This is a genomic window from Pseudomonas sp. B16(2017), assembly GCF_002113205.1.
Classification (GTDB): domain Bacteria; phylum Pseudomonadota; class Gammaproteobacteria; order Pseudomonadales; family Pseudomonadaceae; genus Aquipseudomonas; species Aquipseudomonas pharyngis.
The window spans coordinates 1-19,641 of sequence record NZ_NEKA01000011.1; the positions used below are offsets into that span (position 1 = coordinate 1).

A 19,641-nucleotide genomic window follows, 5' to 3' on the forward strand; every position below is an offset into this window, starting at 1 on the left:
TGTCGTAGCGCTTGCCTAAATTGGACATTGTTATGCACCTTCACCCTCTTGAATGAACGAGTCAATCAACAAGGGCGACAGGTAGCCTGACACAGAGGGAACGCCCCAAAAGTAACCAAAAGGTCTGTGCCCTGACGTACGGCCCTCGCTGTGGCTCGGGTTCCTTCGCTCCGGGATTGATCCGGGGGCATCGCCTACGGTTTGCTTCGCTGCACCTCCTCTCGATGTGTTTGGCTTCGCCAAACGGTCGCTGCGCTCCCCCCCCCCGGATCAATCCCTCCACTCAGCCTGCCGACGGGGCCAGCACGTCAAAAGCCTTACTCGAGCTAACGCTCATCGTGGTGAGTGGTGAAGAGCGCTAAGCCGACTTGTGTGCTCTTCAAAGCTTGAGTTCGCCTCGATGGTTCAGGTCGATATAACTTGAATGAGCAACTCCGTAGGCTCCCTCTCCCTACGGGCGGTCCGACGTTTCGGGAGGGCTGTGGTGAGGGCTGGTTCTCAAGGCTGTCCTCGATTTGTCGGACCCCACGATCCAATCACCAACCCCACCCCAAAATCGACAGCCAATTCCCCCCAGTCCCACCATTTCACTGGCACTCACACCCCACTGGTCTATAAGGAATGAGTAGTTCGGTTTCCATAGCCGGGCGTTGTCCTGCTCGGCGACGGGAGTTTTCTTCCATTCATCGCGGGTCATCCTATGAACAATCCTGGGAAACGCGTGTGTGCTTCGTTGTTGTCGGCTTTCGGTCTGGTGCTGCTCAGTGGTTGCGCCAGTCCGCCACCCCCTCCGCCGGCAGCACCGCCTCCGCCACCTGAGCGCACTTGTCAGGTCATGGAAAATACCGAGGTCGCCGGTGATGCCTATGCCGACGGGCAAGTGACTCGACACATCACCAAGACCCGTTGCGTCACTCAATAAGCCGGGCGCCGTTGAAGGCGCGGGTCGAGTGGATTGTGCTGGTGGCCGATCTGGTTGGCACCGCAGTCTTTGCCGTGGAAGGCGCGATTGCGGCGATGCGCAGTCAGCTCGATCTGCTCGGGGTGATGGTGATTGCGTTCATCGTCGCGCTCGGTGGCGGGGTGACGCGTGATCTGTTGATCGGTGCTACGCCGCCCAAGGCTGTGGCGGACTGGCGCTATCCGGCGCTGGCGTTTGCCATGGGCGGGGTGGCGTTTGTTTTTCATGAGCTGGTACTGGGCTGGTCCGGTTTGACCCTGATCGTGCTGGATGCGGCGGGATTGGCGCTGTTTGCCGTGGCCGGGGCGCAGAAGGCCTTGAATTTCGGGATCTCGCCGTTTGTGGCCATGTTGATGGGCACGATTACCGGGGTCGGTGGCGGGGTGTTGCGTGACATTGTGCTGGCGCGGGTGCCGGTGGTGTTGCAGGCGGATCTGTATGCCAGTTCGGCGTTTGTCGGGGCGGAGGTGTTGATTGTCGGGCGCAGGCTGGGTGTGCCGCCGGTGGCGGCTGCGTTGCTGGCGGGGGCGGCGTGTTTGTTGTTGCGGTTGTTGTCGGTGCATTTCGGCTGGCAGTTGCCGAAGGTTCTGGAGGCATGAAGAGGGCAGCCCTCGGGCTGCCCTTTTCTTTTGCGTCAGAAGCGGCTCAGGACAGGAATCCGCCGTCCACGTTCAGCGACACGCCGGTGGTGTAGCTCGACGCGTCGCTCGCCAGGTACAGCACGGCGCCGGCCATTTCGCTCGGGTCGGCGACGCGTTTGAGCGGGATCTGCGTCAGGGCCTGTTTCAGGATCGCGTCGTTCTTAACCAAGGCCGAGGCGAATTTGGTGTCGGTCAGGCCCGGCAGCAGGGCATTGCAGCGGATGCCGAACTGCGCGCATTCCTTGGCGAAGACTTTGGTCATGTTGATCACCGCAGCCTTGGTCACCGAGTAGATGCCCTGGAAGATCCCCGGCGAGATGCCGTTGATCGAGGCCACGTTGATGATGCTGCCGCCGCCGTTTTCGCGCATCAGCTTGCCGGCTTCCACCGACATGAAGAAGTAGCCGCGGATGTTCACGTCGACAGTTTTCTGGAAGGCGCCAAGGTCGGTGTCCAGCACGTTGCAGAACTGTGGGTTGGTCGCGGCGTTGTTGACCAGGATGTCCAGCCGGCCGAACTGTTCCTTGATTCCGGCGAAGACCTGGCTGATCTGTTCCATTTCGCCGATGTGGCAGGCGATTGCTGTGGCCTTGCCGCCGTCGGCGATGATGGCATCGGCCACGTGCTGGCAGCCTTCGAGTTTGCGGCTCGAAACGATGACATGGGCGCCTTGCTGGGCCAGCAGTTTGGCGATGGCCTCACCGATGCCGCGGCTGGCGCCGGAGACGAAAGCGATCTTGCCGTCGAGGTCGAACAACTGAGTCTTGGACATGGGATTCCCTTGTAGTAAGCCTTGTTATAACGCCGTCATCAGAGGCTGGATTTGGCAATGACCTGCAGGCTCATCTGCTCCAGCAGTTTGTTCATGTGAATGAACTGCGCGAAGCGTTTGTCCTGGGTCTGGCCATGGAAGAAGCGGTAGTAGATCTGCTGCACGATGCCGGCCAGGCGGAACAGGCCGTAGGTGTAGTAGAAATCGAAATTGTCGATCTGGATGCCCGAGCGTTCGGCGTAATAGTCGACGAATTCGCGGCGGGTCAGCATCCCTGGCGCGTGGCTTGGCTGGCGGCGCATCAGTTGCACCGGTGCCGGGTCGTCGGCCTGGATCCAGTAGGCGAGGGTGTTGCCCAGGTCCATCAGTGGATCGCCGAGGGTGGTCAGTTCCCAGTCGAGCACGCCGATGATCTGCATCGGGTTGTTCGGGTCGAGAATCACGTTGTCGAAGCGGTAGTCATTGTGGACGATGCTGGAGGTCGGGTGGTCGGCCGGCATCTTGTCGGTGAGCCAGGCTTTGACCTGTTCCCAGTGCGGAGCGTCCGGGGTCAGGGCTTTTTCGTAACGCTCGCTCCAGCCTTTGATCTGGCGGGCGACGTAGCCTTCCGGTTTGCCCAGATCGCCGAGGCCGCAGGCGTTGTAATCGACCCGGTGCAGTTCGACGAAACGGTCGATGAAACTCTTGCACAGGGCTTCGGTTTTCGCCGAATCCAGCCCCAGCTCCGGCGGCAGGTCCGAGCGCAGGATGATCCCCTTGACCCGTTCCATCACATAGAACTCGGCGCCGATCACCGAATCGTCGGTGCAGTGCACGTAGGCTTTTGGGCAATACGGGAAACCGTCGCGCAACTGGTTAAGGATGCGGAATTCGCGGCCCATGTCGTGGGCGGATTTGGCCTTGTGGCCGAACGGCGGACGGCGCAGGACGAATTCCTGGTCCGGGTATTCCAGCAGGTAGGTCAGGTTCGACGCGCCGCCGGGAAACTGGCTGATCTGCGGTGTGCCGGTCAGGCCCGGAATATGAGCCTTGAGGTACGGATCGATCAGGCTGGCATCGAGTTCTTCGCCAGAGCGGATACGGGTGGACTGGTCAGTAAGCGCCATGCTTATCCCTTCTGCTTATTTTGGAGGCCAGACATCATTGGCTAATCTAATGGCGCGCTCGGGTCGTCACAAGCGCGGTCCGGTCTTATAGGTTAGCGTGTTGGACGGTAATCAACTTTAGGAATGGGCGTGGCGTCCCGCAGCCCAACGCCGCCACGCTTGGCATGATTTCGGCAGACGCCGAATCCCGGCGTCTTGAACTTTGCCTGGCGCGCTTTAGTGCACGCGCTGGTTGTTCAGTTTCGGCGGCAACTGGAGGGGCGTCAGCACCGGTTGGCCGGAGAAGAAAGCCACCAGATTTTTGCCCACCAGTTCCACGGTGCCCTGGGTGGCTTCCGGTGATAATCCGGCGACGTGCGGGGTCAGAAGCACATTGCTGAGGTTTTTCAGTGCATCGGGCACTTGCGGCTCGTGATCGAACACATCCAGCGCCGCCCCGGCGATGCGACGTTGTTCCAGTGCGCTGATCAGTTCAGCGGTGGCGATGACGCTGGCGCGGGCAATGTTGACGATAAAACCGTTGGGCCCCAGGGCATCGAGCACCGGGCGGGTCACCAGATGCTGGCTGCCGATGCCGCCGGGCGTGGCGACCACCAGAAAGTCCGAGGCCCGGGCCAGTTCGGTCGGGGTCGAGCAGAAGGCGTAAGGCACATCACTGCGCACCTGACGGTTGTGGTAGCTGATCTCCATGTCGAAGCCCAGGCTTGCGCGTTTGGCGATCGCCATCCCCACCGCGCCCAGTCCGAGAATCCCCAGGCGCTTGCCGGCCAGTGACGGGCGCATGATTTTCGGCCACTCGCCCCGACGCACGGCTGCGTCGCAGCGCGGTACGTCACGCACCAGCGCCAGCAGCATGGCCATGGCGTGGTCGGCCACCGACGAAGCATTGACGCCGGCGCCGTTGGTCACGATCAGACCCCGGTCGCTGGCGGCCTGCAGGTCGACCTGCTCGTAACCGGCGCCGATCACGCAGATGATTTTCAGCGCGGGCAATGCGGCGATCTCTTCAGCATATAAACCCAGCGGGCCGCGGGTCAGCACCGCGTCAATCCGCGCCCCGTGGGTGGCGATGGCTTGCGCGCGTTCGGCAGGGGTCGGCGCGAGAATCAGGTGAAAACCCTGATGTTCAAGAATCGGCAAATAGTCATTGATGGTTTCAACCAGTACCAGAACGGTGGCGGGCATTACTCGGCTCCTGTGATCGTCGGTCTTCGGGCGCAAAAGTCGGTTCAGAGTGCTGACTCCAGAGCGGTTTGGCAATGGCTGGCGCGGCCCCGCATCAGGCAGTGTAGGAGCTGATGCGGGGAGCGCGCGGGTGCTTCGTCAGAAGGTGAGGCCGGCGCCGGTGGTCACAGGATCAGGTCACGTACTGGGCGATGCCGTTGCCGAACGACCAGTTCTCTTTTTTCACCTCCACCAGGTTGATAAACACATCCTCCTGACGCACGGCCAGTTGCTGGTTCAGGTTGCGCGCGATGGTCTGGAACAGCCGTTGTTTCATCTCCACGGTGCGGCCTTCGCTGATGGTCAGTTGGATGAACACGATGCCGTCGCTGCGTTGGATTCCCAAATATTGCGGGTCATAGATCAAGTGCTGGTCGTCGTGCTCGGCCAGCACCTGAAAGTTGTCATGTTCCGGCACATTGATCTCGCTGCGCAGGGCGGCGTAGATCACTTCGCCAATGCGTTTGGCGAACGTCGGGTCCGGGTTCTTCTTGATGTCGACGCGGACGAGGGGCATGGGATGGCTCCACAGGCGAGGGGGACTGGACGGGAATGTCAGTCAATTCGCCATTGGGTATAGCCGAAAAATGCCGGTCAGTGAGGTTGTTTAAAAACGTTAGGAAATGGACGCACCATCCTGCGGGATTTACGGATGTTGCCTACAAGTGCTGCCGGATTCATCCGCTATACGGCGGGGTGAGAAGCGCGGAACCATAGAGAGCAGGACGGGATGCGCTCTTCAGGACGGAGCGGCAACCCGGACGGAAATTGCCATCAGCCAAGGAAGGCCAATGCTTCAGAACAACCGTGAAAACCTGGAACTGGACAGGCTGCATAACGAAACGCGAAAACTGGTGGCTGAGCGGCAGAAGCTTCTGGCGGAAGAGAAGAAGCTGAAGTGGGAGACGTATTTCTATCCAGTCGCGGTGGTGGCCGGCGTGTTGACGGCAAGCGCGGCGTTAGCGGGCGTCTTTTTCAAGTTTTGAACGTTCGTTTTCGCAATCTTCAGACACATGACCCAAAAGGAAATCAACATGAGCACCTATGACGCCAAAGCCAGAATGGAGCAATTGGAACGGGAACACGATGAGTGGGCCGAAAAAATACGGATCAAGAACAGGAAAGAAATGCGCCCGATCTGGGGGTTGCTGGGGTTGGGCATCTTTTGCATGTCCCTCGGCTTCATATTGGCCCGATCGATCTGATCGGGTTTTCCCATGGCACATTCGGCGCCAGCACATGCCATAGAACGACATGTGACGTATCTGGCGCCGACAGTCTTTTTCCCAAAAGCGACAAGCCTCCGATCTGCTCCGCACAACCATTCCTCAGCTAAGTCTTTGCTTCTGCTCATTTATCGCGGAGAATCGCGCCCCTGTTTCGGCCGGAGCATGTCTGTCGGTTTTTTCCGACGCGTCCTGACCGAGTGGCAAGTGACCGGAATGCGGAGATCCGACCGGATGAATGATCAGGCCAATAGCGTCGAACAACGCTTTGAGGCGGCAGCACCAGCCGAACTGTCGAGCTGGAATCGCCATGACACTACCTGGATGTTGGGACTGTTTGGGACGGCCATCGGCGCCGGTACCCTGTTTTTGCCGATCAACGCAGGTCTGGGTGGCTTCTGGCCGCTGGTGATCCTCGCGCTGCTGGCCTTCCCGATGACGTTCTACGCACACCGCGGCCTGACCCGCTTCGTGCTTTCCGGTCGCGAAGGCGCCGACATCACGGACGTGGTGGAACAGCATTTCGGCATCAAGGCCGGCGCGCTGATCACCCTGCTGTACTTCTTCGCTATCTTCCCGATCCTGCTGATCTACAGCGTTGGCCTGACCAACACGGTCGCCAGTTTTCTCGAGCACCAACTGCACATCACGCCGCCACCGCGCGCGCTGCTTTCGTTCGTGCTGATCCTCGGCCTGCTGGCCGTGGTGCGCTGCGGCGAGCAAGTGATCGTCAAGGCCATGAGCCTGATGGTGTATCCGTTCATCGTCGCGCTGCTCTTCCTGGCGGTGTACCTGATTCCGCACTGGAACGGCGGCATCCTGACCACCGCTTCGCAAGTGCCGGCACCGTCGGCGCTGCTGCACACGCTGTGGCTGGCGATTCCGGTGATGGTGTTCTCTTTCAACCACTCGCCGATCATCTCGGCGTTTGCTGTGGATCAGAAGCGTCGTTACGGCATTCACGCGGATGAGCGCAGCTCGCAGATCCTGTCCCGCGCGCACCTGCTGATGGTGGTGATGGTGCTGTTCTTCGTGTTCAGCTGCGTGCTGACCCTGTCGCCGGAGCAACTGGCGGAAGCCAAGGCGCAGAACCTGTCGATCCTGTCGTACCTGGCCAACCACTTCAGCAACCCGACCATCGCGTTCGCGGCGCCACTGATTGCGTTCGTGGCGATCTCCAAGTCGTTCCTCGGCCACTACATCGGTGCCAGCGAAGGCCTGAAGGGCTTGATCGTCAAAAGCGGCAAGCGTCCGGGCGCCAAGGCGCTGGACCGCATCGTGGCGGCGTTCATGCTGGTGGTGTGCTGGATCGTGGCGACCCTGAACCCGAGCATCCTCGGCATGATCGAAACCATCGGTGGCCCGGTCATCGCGGCGATCCTGTTCCTGATGCCGATGTACGCGATCCGCAAAGTGTCGGCGATGGCCCGTTATCGTGGGCAGATGTCGAACGTGTTTGTCACCGCAGTGGGTCTGGTGGCCATTTCGGCGTTGATCTATTCGCTGACGGCGTGAGATCCAACACAAGATCCCGTTTGATCTTGTGAAACAGAAAGGCCGATCTGCCTCGCAGGTCGGCCTTTTTTGTGCCTGCGATCAGCGCGGGGCGAAGCCCCATCCGGCAGGCATAAAAAAACGCCGCTCATCTCGCGATGGGCGGCGTTTTTCATTGCGTTGCAGCGTTAGGCTTGAACGACAGGGATCTTGGCGTTCGCAGCCGCTTCACGGAACTCGGCAATCTGGTCGAAAGACAGGTAGCGGTAAACATCGGCCGCCATGCTGTCGATCTTGCCAGCGTATTCCATGTACTCCTCGACGGTCGGCAGGCGACCCAGGATCGAAGCAACGGACGCCAGCTCAGCCGAAGCCAGGTAGACGTTCGCGCCGTCGCCCAGACGGTTCGGGAAGTTACGGGTCGAGGTCGACACCACGGTGCTGTTCGGCTCAACGCGTGCCTGGTTACCCATGCACAGCGAGCAGCCTGGCATTTCCATGCGGGCGCCGGCTTTGCCGTAGATGCCGTAGTAGCCTTCTTCGGTCAGTTGGTGAGCGTCCATCTTGGTCGGCGGCGACAGCCACAGACGGGTTGGCAGCTGACCCTTGACCTGATCCAGCAGTTTACCGGCAGCGCGGAAGTGACCGATGTTGGTCATGCACGAACCGATGAACACTTCGTCGATCTTCTCGCCAGCAACGCTGGACAGCAGACGGGCGTCGTCCGGGTCGTTCGGCGCGCACAGCACAGGCTCGCTGATGTCGGCCAGATCGATTTCGATGACTTCGGCGTATTCGGCGTCGGCATCGGCTTCCATCAGTTGCGGGTTGGCGATCCAGGCTTCCATCGCTTGAGCACGACGCTCCAGGGTACGCGCATCGCCGTAGCCTTCGCCAATCATCCAGCGCAGCAGGGTGATGTTGGACTGCAGGTACTCGGTGATCGACTCTTTCGACAGCTTGATGGTGCAACCGGCAGCCGAGCGTTCGGCCGAGGCGTCGGACAGTTCGAACGCCTGTTCCAGAGTCAGACCTTCCAGGCCTTCGATTTCCAGGATGCGGCCGGAGAAGGCGTTTTTCTTGCCTTTCTTCTCAACGGTCAGCAGACCGTTCTGGATGGCGAAGTAAGGAATGGCATGAACCAGGTCACGCAGGGTGATGCCAGGTTTCATTTTGCCTTTGAAGCGCACCAGGATCGATTCCGGCATGTCCAGCGGCATGACGCCGGTGGCAGCGGCGAACGCGACCAGGCCGGAACCGGCCGGGAACGAGATGCCCATCGGGAAACGGGTGTGCGAGTCACCACCGGTACCCACGGTGTCCGGCAGCAGCATGCGGTTCAGCCACGAGTGGATGATGCCGTCGCCCGGACGCAGGGAAACACCGCCGCGGGTCATGATGAAGTCAGGCAGGGTGTGGTGGGTGGTCACGTCGATCGGCTTTGGATAAGCCGCGGTGTGGCAGAAGGACTGCATTACCAGATCAGCGGAGAAGCCCAGGCACGCCAGGTCTTTCAGTTCGTCACGGGTCATTGGACCGGTGGTGTCCTGAGAACCTACGGTGGTCATCTTCGGTTCGCAGTAGGTGCCAGGACGAACGCCTTTGCCTTCTGCCAGACCGCATGCCTTGCCGACCATTTTCTGCGCCAGGGTGAAGCCCTTGGTGCTTTCAGCCGGTGCTTCAGGCTTCTTGAACAGGTCGAACGCTGGCAAACCCAGTTCGGCGCGAGCCTTCTCGGTCAGGCCACGGCCGATGATCAGCGGGATACGGCCGCCGGCGCGGACTTCGTCCAGCAGCACCGGGGTCTTCATTTCGAAGGTGGTGATGACTTCGTCGGTACCGTGCTTGCAGACTTTGCCTGCGTGCGGGTACAGGTCGATCACGTCGCCCATGTTCATGTTCGATACGTCGAACTCGATTGGCAGTGCGCCGGCATCTTCCATGGTGTTGTAGAAGATCGGAGCGATTTTGCTGCCGAAGCAGAAACCGCCAGCGCGCTTGTTCGGAACGTAAGGGATGTCGTCGCCGAAGAACCACAGGACCGAGTTGGTCGCCGATTTACGCGAGGAACCGGTACCGACCACGTCACCGACGTAGGCGATAGGGAAGCCCTGGCCGCGCATTTCTTCGATCTGCTTCATCGGGCCGGTCTTGCCTTGCTCGTCCGGAACGATGCCGTCACGGGCCATTTTCAGCATGGCCAGGGCGTGCAGCGGGATGTCTGGACGCGACCAGGCGTCTGGCGCAGGGGACAGGTCGTCGGTGTTGGTTTCGCCAGTCACCTTGAAGACGCGCAGGCTGATCTTGTCGGCCAGCACCGGGCGCTTCTTGAACCACTCGCCGTCAGCCCAGGATTGCAGCACGGCCTTGGCGTGAACGTTGCCGTTCTTGGCCTTTTCAGCCACGTCGTGGAAAGCATCGAACATCAGCAGGGTGTGCTTGAGTTCCTCGGCGGCCACTGGCGCCAGCTCGGCATTGTCCAGCAGTTCAACCAGGGTCACGATGTTGTAGCCGCCCTGCATGGTGCCGAGCAGTTCTACAGCGCGCTTCTTGTCCAGCAGAGGGGAGGAGACTTCGCCCTTGGCCAGTGCGGAGAGGAAACCGGCCTTGACGTAGGCGGCTTCGTCCACTCCTGGTGGTACGCGATTGGTGATCAGGTCAACGAGGAAAGCTTCTTCGCCAGCCGGAGGATTCTTCAGCAGCTCGACCAGGCCTGCAGTTTGTTCGGCGTTAAGCGGCTGGGGAACGATACCCAGGGCTGCACGCTCTTCGATATGTTTGCGGTAGGCTTCAAGCACAGTTATTACCCTCATCAGTGGTCCCAAATGGGTGTCCGGGACGCTCATCCCGAAATTGCCGTACTCATGCTCCTCACGACGTTGTGGGTCGTTCGGCCAGAATTACCGGCAATTCCTTACAGAAGCTGCTTTCAAAGTTTTACGCCTGCAGAACGGGGAGCTGATGAGGGTTGGCGTATGGCTTTTCCCCGCTGGAAAAACCTTACGCCAACACCGCTCTGAAGGAACGACTGTGCTCGTGACGCTTTGAAAACAGCTTCTAACGGACATTGGCGCCTAAAAAGGCTGGCTGATTCTACGGCAAAAAAAATTTAAAGGTAAGTCGCGCTCTATTGGACTTTGGTTGCGTTGTGCGCGGCTGGGGCAAACCCTGATCCGGCGCTTGTCCCTGACGTTTGAGGGGTGATGAATGGCGGACAAAGGGCTAACATGCCGACCTGTTCCGCGTTTCAAGTGTTTTGCCCACTCTATGCCCAATCAGACCATCAAGACCCCTTGCGTCGGCCTCTGCTCCACCGTTTACGGTGATCTGGTGTGCCGTGGCTGCAAGCGTTTCCACCACGAAGTGATCCATTGGAACGGTTACAACGAGGAGGAAAAGCGCGCGGTCTGGCTGCGTCTTGAGCAATTGCTGTCACAAGTGATGGCGAGCAAGGTCGAGGTCTTCGATCCGGCGCGTCTGCGCCATCAGCTGGAGCAGCGCAAGATCCGCTTCGTGCCGCATCAGTCGGAATATTGCTGGGCATATCAGCTGATCGCCCGGGGCGCGCGGGTGATCATTAATCTGGAAGCCTACGGCATGGTGCTGCTGCCGGAGTTTCGCGACTGGAACCTGCCGGAACTGCGCGATGCCATTGATCGGGAATTTTTCCTGCTGTCGGAAGCGCACTATCAGCGCTACATCGCCCCCGGTTTTCTCAAGGATGCCCTCGGCGACTAAAGGTCAAAAGCTTCGCGAAGGGGCCGGTTCAGGCACCGCGGGCCTTAATGTTTGACCGCCAACTCGACCAAATGGTCTTCAACCTCCTGAGGCTTGAGTATCAGCACGTCACTTTCCAACGTATCCAGCACCTGTTCAGCCGTGTTACCGATCAAGGCACCGGATACCCCGCTGCGCGCCACGGTGCCAATCACCGTCACCGCCGCCTGCAGCTTGTGCGCCATGAACGGAATCAGCACGTCCGCCGGGCCTTCCTCGACATGCAGATGAGCGTCATCAATGTCGAATTCAGCCTGAAACGCCCGGCATTGCTCGCGATAGCGCGCCTCGATGGTTTCCTTGAGCTGGAACGTCGGGTCGGCCGCCGACAGCATCGGCGACGGATGAGCGGTAATCACGTGAAGGTGCCCCTTGGCCAGGCTGGCGATGTCGAACCCATGGTCGATGATCGTGGTGTGCAGATGACGGTGTTCGCCGTCGGCATTGCCCACGTCGACCGCTGCAAGAATCACTTTGTCCTTCCACGAACCGGCGGTCTTCACCAGCAGCACCGGAGTAGGGCAGTGGCGCAGCAGCTTCCAGTCCGCCGGGGTCAGCAGGGCCTTTTTCAGCGAGCTGTCGGGGAAATGCTGTTTGATCACCAGCCCGCAGCCTTCGGCCTGCTGCACGTCGATGATGGTTTCGTGCAGGCTCTCGTTCCACGCCTGTTCGGTGGTGACGCTGTAGCCGTCGGCCAGCAGCGCGGCTTTGAGCACGCTGAGCATGCCGGCGTGATCGTGCTTCTTGTCGCAGACCAGCAGGTGCAGATGGGCCTGGGTCACCCCGGCGATCAGCTTGGCGCGCTTGAGCGCCAGGCTTTCCGCGTGTTCGGGTTCGATGACCACCAGAATGCTGCGAATGGCTTGCATGAGTGAGTCTCCAGCAATGAAAAGGCACGGCGTTGCACAACTATAGTTGCTGCGCATCCGTCTGCGACTTGATGCATATCAACGCCGGCCGCTGGTGGTCTGCGGGCAGGCCGGTATAATCGGCGCCCTTCGCTCGAACACCTTTTGACCGTGAGCCCCATGATCCTTCCCGAAATCCACGAATTCCTTGGTTGCCGCACGCCTGACGCCTGGGTCCAGGCCGCGCTGGCCGATCAGGAAACCCTGCTGATCGACCACAAGAACTGCGAGTTCAAGGCCGCCAGCACCGCGTTGAGCCTGATCGCCAAGTACCATTCCCACGTCGATCTGATCAACATGATGTCGCGTCTGGCCCGGGAAGAACTGGTGCACCACGAGCAGGTGATGCGCATCATGAAGCGACGCAAGATTGAACTGCGCCAGCTGCATGCCGGCCGTTATGCCTCGAGCCTGCGCAAAGTGGTGCGCAGCCATGAACCGGTGAAACTGGTCGACACCCTGGTGGTCGGCGCCTTCATCGAAGCGCGCAGTTGCGAGCGGTTCGAAGCGCTGGTGCCGCATCTGGACGAAGAACTCGGCAAGTTCTACTTCGGCCTGCTGAAAAGCGAGGCCCGGCATTTCCAGGGTTACCTGAAACTGGCCTACCAGTACGGTGACGCCAAGGATATCGCCCAGGTGATCGAGAAAGTCCGCGCCGCCGAGCAGGACCTGATCGAATCGCCGGACGAGGAATTCCGCTTCCACAGCGGCGTACCCGTCGCGGCATGAATTGTTAAAAACTCTTAAGAGTATGAAACATCAACGAAAACCGGCCCCGGAGGCCGGTTTTTGCTGCCTGCGATAAACGACTCGCCCGCGAATGCCGCCATAATGGCGCCCACTTCACAAAGCGGTTGGCGGCGGTTGTTATGGATAACCTGGGTTTTGGCAGAGTCCTGCTGGTGGAAGACGATGAGCGGCTGGCCGCGCTGATCGCCCACTTTCTCGAACAACACGGCTACGAGGTACGCACGGTGCATCGCGGCGATCTGGCCGTGGCCGCGTTTCTCGAATTCAAGCCCAAAGTGGTGGTGCTCGACCTGATGCTGCCAGGGCAGAGCGGCCTGCACGTATGCCGGGAAATCCGCAGCGTGTCGGACACACCGATTGTCATCCTGACGGCCAAGGAAGATGACCTCGACCACATTCTGGGACTGGAGTCCGGCGCCGATGACTACGTGATCAAACCGATCAAGCCGCCGGTCCTGCTCGCGCGCCTGCGGGCCCTGCAACGCCGGCAGGTGCCGGACAGCGGCGTGGTCAGTTCACTGGAATTCGGCAACCTGATCATCGACCGCAGTTGCCGCGAAGTGCGTCTGGCGGGCGAGCTGATCGAGCTGACCACCATGGAATTCGAACTGCTGTGGCTGCTGGCCAGCGCCGCCGGCAAGATCCTGTCGCGCGATGACATTCTCAACCGCATGCGCGGCATCGCGTTCGATGGCCTCAATCGCAGCGTCGACGTGTACATCAGCAAGTTGCGCAACAAACTCAAGGACAACCCTCGCGAACCGGTGTGCATCAAGACCGTGTGGGGCAAGGGTTACCTGTTCAATCCGTTCGCGTGGGAGTTGTAGATGCTGCGGTTATTTCTCGGGCTGTTTCTGGTGATGACCGTCGGGCTGGTAGCGGCGCTGCAAACCGTCGAGCACACCTTCAACGCGTTGCTCGACAACCAGATGCAGGCCTACAACCGTGAAGCGGTGCGCGGTCAGGCCTGGTCGCTGGTCGAACACATGCGCGACCAGCAGGGCGCGGCGCGCGAGGCGCAACTGGAGGCGTTGCGTCCGCACTACGGGCTGACGTTGAGCCTGGTCGAGGCTGACCAATTGAACCTCAATGATCAGGAAAAAGCCGAACTGGCCCAGGATGTGTTGGTTATTCGTGACGATTACACCCAGTTCATCAGCAACATCGACGGAGGTTCGCAGTTGCTCAGCATCAAGCTGCCGCCCGAGCCGAGCCTGATGCCGTTCTACATTGCCGGGGCCTACCTGATGCTGGCTGTGCTGCTGGGCATCGTCCTGTACTTCTGGGTTCGTCCGCACTGGCGCGATCTGGAAAAACTGCGGCTGGCCGCCGAGCGTTTCGGCGACAACGACCTCTCGGTGCGGATCCAGCTGTCCAAACGCTCGAACATCCGCGACCTGGCCGGCCACTTCAACCTGATGGCAGCGCGCATCGAAGGGCTGATCGCCAATCAGCGCGAACTGACCAACGCCGTCTCCCACGAACTGCGCACGCCGATTGCCCGGTTGTCGTTCGAGCTCGATCAACTCAAGCAGCAACCGGACGCCAGCCAGAACCGCGAACTGATCGCCGACATGTATGCCGACCTCGGCGAGCTGGAAGAAATGGTCTCCGAACTGCTGACCTACGCCAGCCTCGAACGTGGCGCGACGGTGATTACCCGCGAAAACATCCAGGCGGCCAACTGGCTCGACAGCGTGGTCGGCAGCGTAGCCCTGGAGGCCGAGGCGGCCGGTGTGCAATTGCTGATCGTTGATTGCCGAGTCGATGAAGTACGGATCGAACCGCGGTTCATGGCGCGGGCGGTGATCAATCTGCTGCGCAATGCCATTCGCTATGCCGAGCAGCGGGTCGAGGTGTCGCTGGTGCGCATCGGCGATCAATACGAAGTGCAGGTCAACGACGACGGCCCGGGCGTGCCGCTGGAAGGACGGGAGAAAATCTTCGAACCGTTCTCGCGCCTGGACGCCAGCCGTGACCGCCGCACAGGCGGCTTTGGCCTCGGTCTGGCGCTGGTGCAGCGGGTGTCGCAATCCCATGGCGGGCAGGTCGACGTCGGCGATTCACCGTGGGGCGGGGCGTCGTTCCGCATGACCTGGGCGCATCTGGATTGATGAGTTTCCCTCCCCGGAAGGGGGAGGCAGTCGATTAACTGAGGACGTAGTCCACCGGTTTCAGCGCTGGCGGCAACGGCTCAGTCCCCAGCTCCGCCAGAATGTCCCGCTCGATGCTGCGCACCAGCGCATCGGTCGGCAAGTCGTTTTCATCCCGGCCGAACGGGTCTTCCAGTTCATCGGCAATCGCATCTAGCCCGAAGAAGGTGTAGCTGACAATTGCCGTGAACAGTGGCGTCAGCCAGCCCAGCGGTTCGGCCATGGCGAACGGCAGCAGGATGCAGAACAGGTAAATCGTGCGGTGCAGCAGCAGGGTGTAAGGGAAGGGCAGCGGCGTGTTCTTGATCCGCTCGCACACCGCCTGCGCCTGGGTCAGGCTGGTCAGGTGATTGGCCAGCAGCATGTAACGCCATTCGCTGAGCTCGCCAGATTCGTGCAGATCGGAGCATTGCTGACCGACAGTCTGCAGGATGCGCCCGCTGTAGTCCGGCACCTGCGCATCGTGCTGCGGGGTGATCCACTCGGCGCTGGCGGCGGCTTCGTCTTCCCGGCGCAACCGCGCATTCAGCGCATGGGCAAAACCTGCGAGGTTGAGCAGCAACAGACGGCGCTGCGCAGATTCGCGAATCACATGGGTCTCGCGAATCATCGAGCGCACATGCACGATCACTTCGCCCCAGGCCCTGCGCGCTTCGTACCAGCGGTCGTAACAGGCGTTGTTGCGAAAATTCATGAAGATCGACAGCGACAGGCCGAGCAGGGTGAACGGCGTGGCGTTGACCTTGGTGAAGTTGCTCGGGTGGAGCATTTCCACCAGCACGATGGCCGACGCCAGCAGCGTCACCATCAGGGCGCGCAGGGCGATGCGCTTGGCAATCGAGCCTTTGAGGGTGAAGAGAATGGCGAATTGATTGACCTTGGGTCGGATGATCATGCGGCTCTCTGCCTTGCAAACGTGGCGGATCAGCCGCCGGTCATGTTCATGAAACGCACCACTTGCACGTCGTCGTTCACTTCAAAATTGTGCCGGTAAGGCTTGAGTTTCATCGCTTCAATGATGGCTTTCTCGAGTCGTTCCGGTTGACCCGGATGAGCCCGCAGCACCGCTTTCAGATCCACCGAATGCTCGTTCCCCAGACACAGTAGCAAACGCCCCTCGACCGTCAGCCGCACCCGGTTGCAGGTGCCGCAGAAGTTGTGGCTGTGGGGAGAAATAAACCCCAGTCGAATGTGCGGCGCTTCGGCCAGCCGCCAGTAGCGCGACGGGCCCTGGGTCGATTCGGCGGAGTCGATCAGGGTGTAGCGCTCGGCGATCTTTTCGCGCACCTGAGTGCTGGAAAAGAACGACTCGGCGCGGCTGTGTTCGCTGATGATCCCCAGCGGCATTTCCTCGATGAAGGAAATATCCAGATCCCGCTCGATGGCGAACTGCACCAGATCATTGATCTCGTGATCGTTGCGGCCATGCATCACCACGCAGTTGAGTTTAGTGCGGGTAAATCCGGCGGCGCGTGCGGCGTCGATGCCGTCGATCACCTGGCCCAGGTCGCCGGTGCGGGTCATCTGCTTGAAGCGCTCGGCATCGAGGCTGTCGAGGCTGACGTTGAGGCGTTTGACCCCGGCATCGAACAGCGGGCTGGCCAGTTTGCCGAGCTGCGAGCCATTGGTGGTCAGGCACAGTTCGCGCAGGCCGGGCAGGGCGGCGATCTGCTTGCACAAGCCGACGACACCGGGACGAATCAACGGCTCGCCGCCGGTCAGGCGAATCTTGCGGGTGCCCAGTGCAACGAAGCTCTGCGCCAGTTGATAGATCTCCTCCAGCGTCAGCACCCGTTGGCGCGGCAGAAACTGCATGTCTTCGGCCATGCAATACACGCAGCGGAAGTCGCAGCGGTCGGTGACCGACATGCGCAGGTAGTCGACGCGGCGGTTGTAACCATCGATCAAGACGCGCTCTGACATGACAGCCTCGCTTGGGTGAAATCCGCTATTGAAGGGATTGGGTCGGCGCAGATTATGAGCAACTTGAGACAGCGTCCAATCACTCTTGATTACCGGCCGATTGATGCTGTCGATGATGAAATAATTATTCGCTGTTCTTCCCTGCTTGGTTTTGCAAGTGCCTGGATTTAAAGGGATTAAGTCGGTGATAGATGCTTTCGATAACGCAGTCATTAATAGCGATTAGACAAGTTTTTGCAGCGGTTCCTATCCTTGGCCCCGTCAAACGAAACGACCGCTTTTTAACTTGAAAGTCAGTCGTCGCTGTTTAAACCCGATCAGGTTTTTGCCTGTGTGCATCGTCATGGAGAAGTCCCATGTCACAAGTCGACCGTTACAAACCCTACAAGGGCGCCGCTGCGGGTTGGGGCGCTGTCATCAGCCTCACCAAGAACTGGCTGGGCAGTGAAAACGCCCTGAAAAACATCCGCGCCATGCTCAAGACCAACCAGAACGGCGGCTTCGACTGCCCAGGTTGTGCCTGGGGTGAAGCACCCGTCGCGAGCATGTTGAAGTTCTGCGAGAACGGCGCCAAAGCGGTGAACTGGGAAGCCACCGGCCGCCTGGTCGATCCGGCGTTCTTCAACAAGTACACGGTCTCGACCCTGGCCGAGCAAAGCGATTACTGGCTTGAGTATCAGGGCCGGATCACCCATCCGATGCGCTACGACGCGCGGGTCGACCGCTATGTCGAAACCACTTGGGACGACGCCTTTGCGCTGATCGCCAAGCACCTCAAAGGCCTGAACTCGCCCCACGAGGCCGAGTTCTATACCTCGGGTCGCGCCAGCAACGAAGCGGCGTTTCTCTATCAGTTGTTCGTCCGCGCCTACGGCACCAACAACTTCCCGGACTGCTCGAACATGTGCCACGAAGCCAGTGCGGTGAGCATGGGCGAGAGCCTCGGCGTCGGCAAAGGCACGGTGGTCTATGAAGACCTGCACCATGCCGACGCGATTTTCGTGATCGGCCAGAACCCCGGCACCAACCACCCGCGCATGCTCGAACCGCTGCGTGAAGCGGTGAAGCGCGGCGCTCAAGTGGTGTGCATCAACCCGCTCAAGGAACGTGGGCTGGAGCGTTTCCAGAACCCGCAGAACCCGATCGAGATGCTCAGCAACGGCTGGGAAGCGACCAACACCGCGTACTTCCGCCCGGCACTGGGCGGCGACATGGCGATGATCCGCGGCATGGCCAAGTTCCTGCTGGAGTGGGAGCGTGAAGCCCAGGCCACCGGCGGCGAGCCGGTGTTCGATCACGCCTTCATTGCTGAGCACACGTCGGGCCTCGACAGCTACCTGGCCGAAGTCGACGCCACGAGCTGGGAGCACATCGTCGAGCAGTCCGGCGTGCCGCTACATGACATCGAACTGGCAGCGCGCATGTACGCCCGGGCCAAGAGCGTGATCATGTGCTGGGCCATGGGCCTGACCCAGCACGTACACTCGGTGCCGACCCTGCAAGAAGTCATCAACCTGCAACTGCTGCGCGGCAACGTCGGCCGTCCGGGCGCCGGGCTGTCGCCGGTGCGTGGGCACAGTAACGTGCAGGGCGACCGCACCATGGGCATCAACGAACTGGCCCCGACCGAACTGATGGACGCCCTGGAAAAACGCTTCAACTTCAAGGTGCCGCGCATGCACGGCCACAACACGGTGATGGCGATTGGCGCCATGGAGCGCGGCGAAGCCAAGGTGTTTATCGGTCTGGGCGGCAACTTCGCTCAAGCCACGCCGGACACCCCGCGCACCCACGCCGCGATGCGCAAACTCGACCTCACCGTGCACATTTCGACCAAGCTCAACCGCAGCCATCTGGTGACCGGGCGTGATGCGTTGATCCTGCCGTGCCTGGGCCGTACCGACATCGATGTCCAGGCCGAAGGTCCGCAAGGCGTGACGGTGGAAGACACCTTCAGCATGGTGCACTTGTCGTTCGGCCAACTGAAGCCGAAGTCGGCGCACCTGAAATCCGAGCCGGCGATCATTGCCGGGATCGCTGCCGCCACATTGGGCAAACACCCGATCGACTGGGAATGGGCGGTGGGCGACTACGGGCGCATCCGCAACCTGATCGCCGACGTGATTCCGGGCTTCGAGAACTTCAACGAGAAGCTGCTGATCCCCGGTGGTTTCCACCTCGGCAACAACGCCTCCGACCGGGTCTGGAACACCGAATCCGGCAAGGCCCAGTTCACCCCGTGTGTGCTGCCGGAACATCTGATCAGCGAAGGCGTGCGCAACCTGCCGGTCAAACCGCATCTGATCCTGCAAACCATGCGGTCCCACGATCAGTACAACACCACGCTATACGGCCTCGACGACCGTTATCGCGGGGTCTACGGTATGCGCGACGTGGTATTCGCCAACGAACAGGACATCCGCCGACTCGGTTTCGAACCGGGGCAAAAGGTTGATCTGGTGGCGCTGTGGGGCGACGAGCGCGAGCGTCGGGTCAGCGGTTTCACCCTGATCGCCTACGACATTCCCGCCGGGCAGGCTGCCGCGTACTACCCGGAAACCAACCCGTTGGTGCCGCTGGAAAGCTACGGCGACCGCACCTACACGCCGACCTCCAAATTCGTGGCGATCCGCCTCGAAGCGGCCGAGGCGAGCAACCTGATCCCGTCGTCGGTGGCCTGACCGAACCACGCGATCCAACCCTTTT

At 60.6% G+C, this 19,641-nt stretch carries 17 protein-coding genes; 9 read left to right on the plus strand and 8 right to left on the minus strand.

Annotated features, from left to right (window positions below):
- Positions 1-906 precede the first annotated feature (906 nt).
- The gene (locus tag CAG25_RS19155; RefSeq protein WP_256575396.1) at positions 907-1,560 is read left to right on the plus strand and encodes a trimeric intracellular cation channel family protein; all 654 of its coding nucleotides are present in this window, start codon (positions 907-909) and stop codon (positions 1,558-1,560) included.
- Positions 1,561-1,606: 46 nt separating this feature from the next.
- Here the strand turns inward: CAG25_RS19155 and CAG25_RS19160 are convergent, their stop codons facing one another.
- The 4 genes from CAG25_RS19160 to CAG25_RS19175 form a co-directional block, all read right to left on the minus strand.
- A complete protein-coding gene (locus CAG25_RS19160) occupies positions 1,607-2,374 on the minus strand; it encodes an SDR family oxidoreductase (protein WP_064597516.1) in 768 nt (255 codons plus the stop codon).
- A gap of 38 nt (positions 2,375-2,412) precedes the next feature.
- The gene (locus CAG25_RS19165) at positions 2,413-3,480 is read right to left on the minus strand and encodes a phosphotransferase family protein (protein WP_085610665.1); all 1,068 of its coding nucleotides are present in this window, start codon (positions 3,478-3,480) and stop codon (positions 2,413-2,415) included.
- Between the two features lie 216 nt (positions 3,481-3,696).
- A complete protein-coding gene (locus CAG25_RS19170) occupies positions 3,697-4,665 on the minus strand; it encodes a 2-hydroxyacid dehydrogenase (protein ID WP_085610664.1) in 969 nt (322 codons plus the stop codon).
- 172 nt (positions 4,666-4,837) lie between these two features.
- Positions 4,838-5,221 (minus strand): tautomerase family protein, encoded by a 384-nt coding sequence (locus CAG25_RS19175; RefSeq protein ID WP_064597510.1) that lies wholly within the window; start codon positions 5,219-5,221, stop codon positions 4,838-4,840.
- A gap of 274 nt (positions 5,222-5,495) precedes the next feature.
- On the opposite strand from CAG25_RS19175, the gene CAG25_RS19180 reads away from it, so the two are divergent.
- The 3 genes from CAG25_RS19180 to CAG25_RS19185 all read left to right on the plus strand — a co-directional run bounded on the left by CAG25_RS19180 (position 5,496) and on the right by CAG25_RS19185 (position 7,445).
- Positions 5,496-5,690: a hypothetical protein gene (locus CAG25_RS19180; protein WP_064597508.1), complete on the plus strand. Its 195-nt coding sequence runs from the start codon at positions 5,496-5,498 to the stop codon at positions 5,688-5,690.
- A 48-nt stretch (positions 5,691-5,738) separates the two neighbouring features.
- A complete protein-coding gene (locus CAG25_RS28675) occupies positions 5,739-5,909 on the plus strand; it encodes a hypothetical protein (RefSeq protein ID WP_172829490.1) in 171 nt (56 codons plus the stop codon).
- A gap of 255 nt (positions 5,910-6,164) precedes the next feature.
- Positions 6,165-7,445, plus strand: coding sequence for an HAAAP family serine/threonine permease (locus CAG25_RS19185; RefSeq protein WP_085610663.1), 1,281 nt, complete (start codon positions 6,165-6,167; stop codon positions 7,443-7,445).
- A gap of 167 nt (positions 7,446-7,612) precedes the next feature.
- Here CAG25_RS19185 and acnB read toward each other — a convergent pair whose 3' ends face one another.
- A complete protein-coding gene (gene acnB / locus CAG25_RS19190) occupies positions 7,613-10,222 on the minus strand; it encodes a bifunctional aconitate hydratase 2/2-methylisocitrate dehydratase (protein ID WP_039767143.1) in 2,610 nt (869 codons plus the stop codon).
- Between the two features lie 469 nt (positions 10,223-10,691).
- On the opposite strand from acnB, the gene CAG25_RS19195 reads away from it, so the two are divergent.
- Entirely contained in the window at positions 10,692-11,162 is a 471-nt protein-coding gene (locus CAG25_RS19195) for a DUF1289 domain-containing protein (protein WP_085610662.1), read from the plus strand.
- A gap of 44 nt (positions 11,163-11,206) precedes the next feature.
- On the opposite strand, the gene CAG25_RS19200 is transcribed toward CAG25_RS19195, so the two are convergent.
- Positions 11,207-12,070, minus strand: coding sequence for a universal stress protein (locus CAG25_RS19200; protein ID WP_085610661.1), 864 nt, complete (start codon positions 12,068-12,070; stop codon positions 11,207-11,209).
- A 159-nt stretch (positions 12,071-12,229) separates the two neighbouring features.
- Here CAG25_RS19200 and CAG25_RS19205 point away from each other — a divergent pair, with 159 nt between their 5' ends.
- From CAG25_RS19205 to CAG25_RS19215, 3 genes are all read left to right on the plus strand, one after another.
- Positions 12,230-12,838 carry a tRNA-(ms[2]io[6]A)-hydroxylase gene (locus tag CAG25_RS19205; RefSeq protein WP_085610660.1) on the plus strand — a complete coding sequence of 203 codons (609 nt, stop codon included), beginning with the start codon at positions 12,230-12,232 and terminating at the stop codon, positions 12,836-12,838.
- 140 nt (positions 12,839-12,978) lie between these two features.
- The gene (locus CAG25_RS19210) at positions 12,979-13,686 is read left to right on the plus strand and encodes a response regulator (RefSeq protein WP_011334763.1); all 708 of its coding nucleotides are present in this window, start codon (positions 12,979-12,981) and stop codon (positions 13,684-13,686) included.
- Entirely contained in the window at positions 13,687-14,973 is a 1,287-nt protein-coding gene (locus CAG25_RS19215; protein ID WP_085610659.1) for an ATP-binding protein, read from the plus strand.
- Between the two features lie 34 nt (positions 14,974-15,007).
- Here CAG25_RS19215 and CAG25_RS19220 read toward each other — a convergent pair whose 3' ends face one another.
- Both CAG25_RS19220 and moaA read right to left on the minus strand, forming a co-directional pair.
- Positions 15,008-15,907: a bestrophin family protein gene (locus CAG25_RS19220; RefSeq protein ID WP_085610658.1), complete on the minus strand. Its 900-nt coding sequence runs from the start codon at positions 15,905-15,907 to the stop codon at positions 15,008-15,010.
- A 29-nt stretch (positions 15,908-15,936) separates the two neighbouring features.
- A complete protein-coding gene (moaA, locus tag CAG25_RS19225; RefSeq protein WP_085610657.1) occupies positions 15,937-16,935 on the minus strand; it encodes a GTP 3',8-cyclase MoaA in 999 nt (332 codons plus the stop codon).
- 356 nt (positions 16,936-17,291) lie between these two features.
- Here moaA and CAG25_RS19230 point away from each other — a divergent pair, with 356 nt between their 5' ends.
- The gene (locus CAG25_RS19230; RefSeq protein ID WP_085610656.1) at positions 17,292-19,616 is read left to right on the plus strand and encodes an FdhF/YdeP family oxidoreductase; all 2,325 of its coding nucleotides are present in this window, start codon (positions 17,292-17,294) and stop codon (positions 19,614-19,616) included.
- The last annotated feature ends 25 nt before the right edge of the window (positions 19,617-19,641 follow it).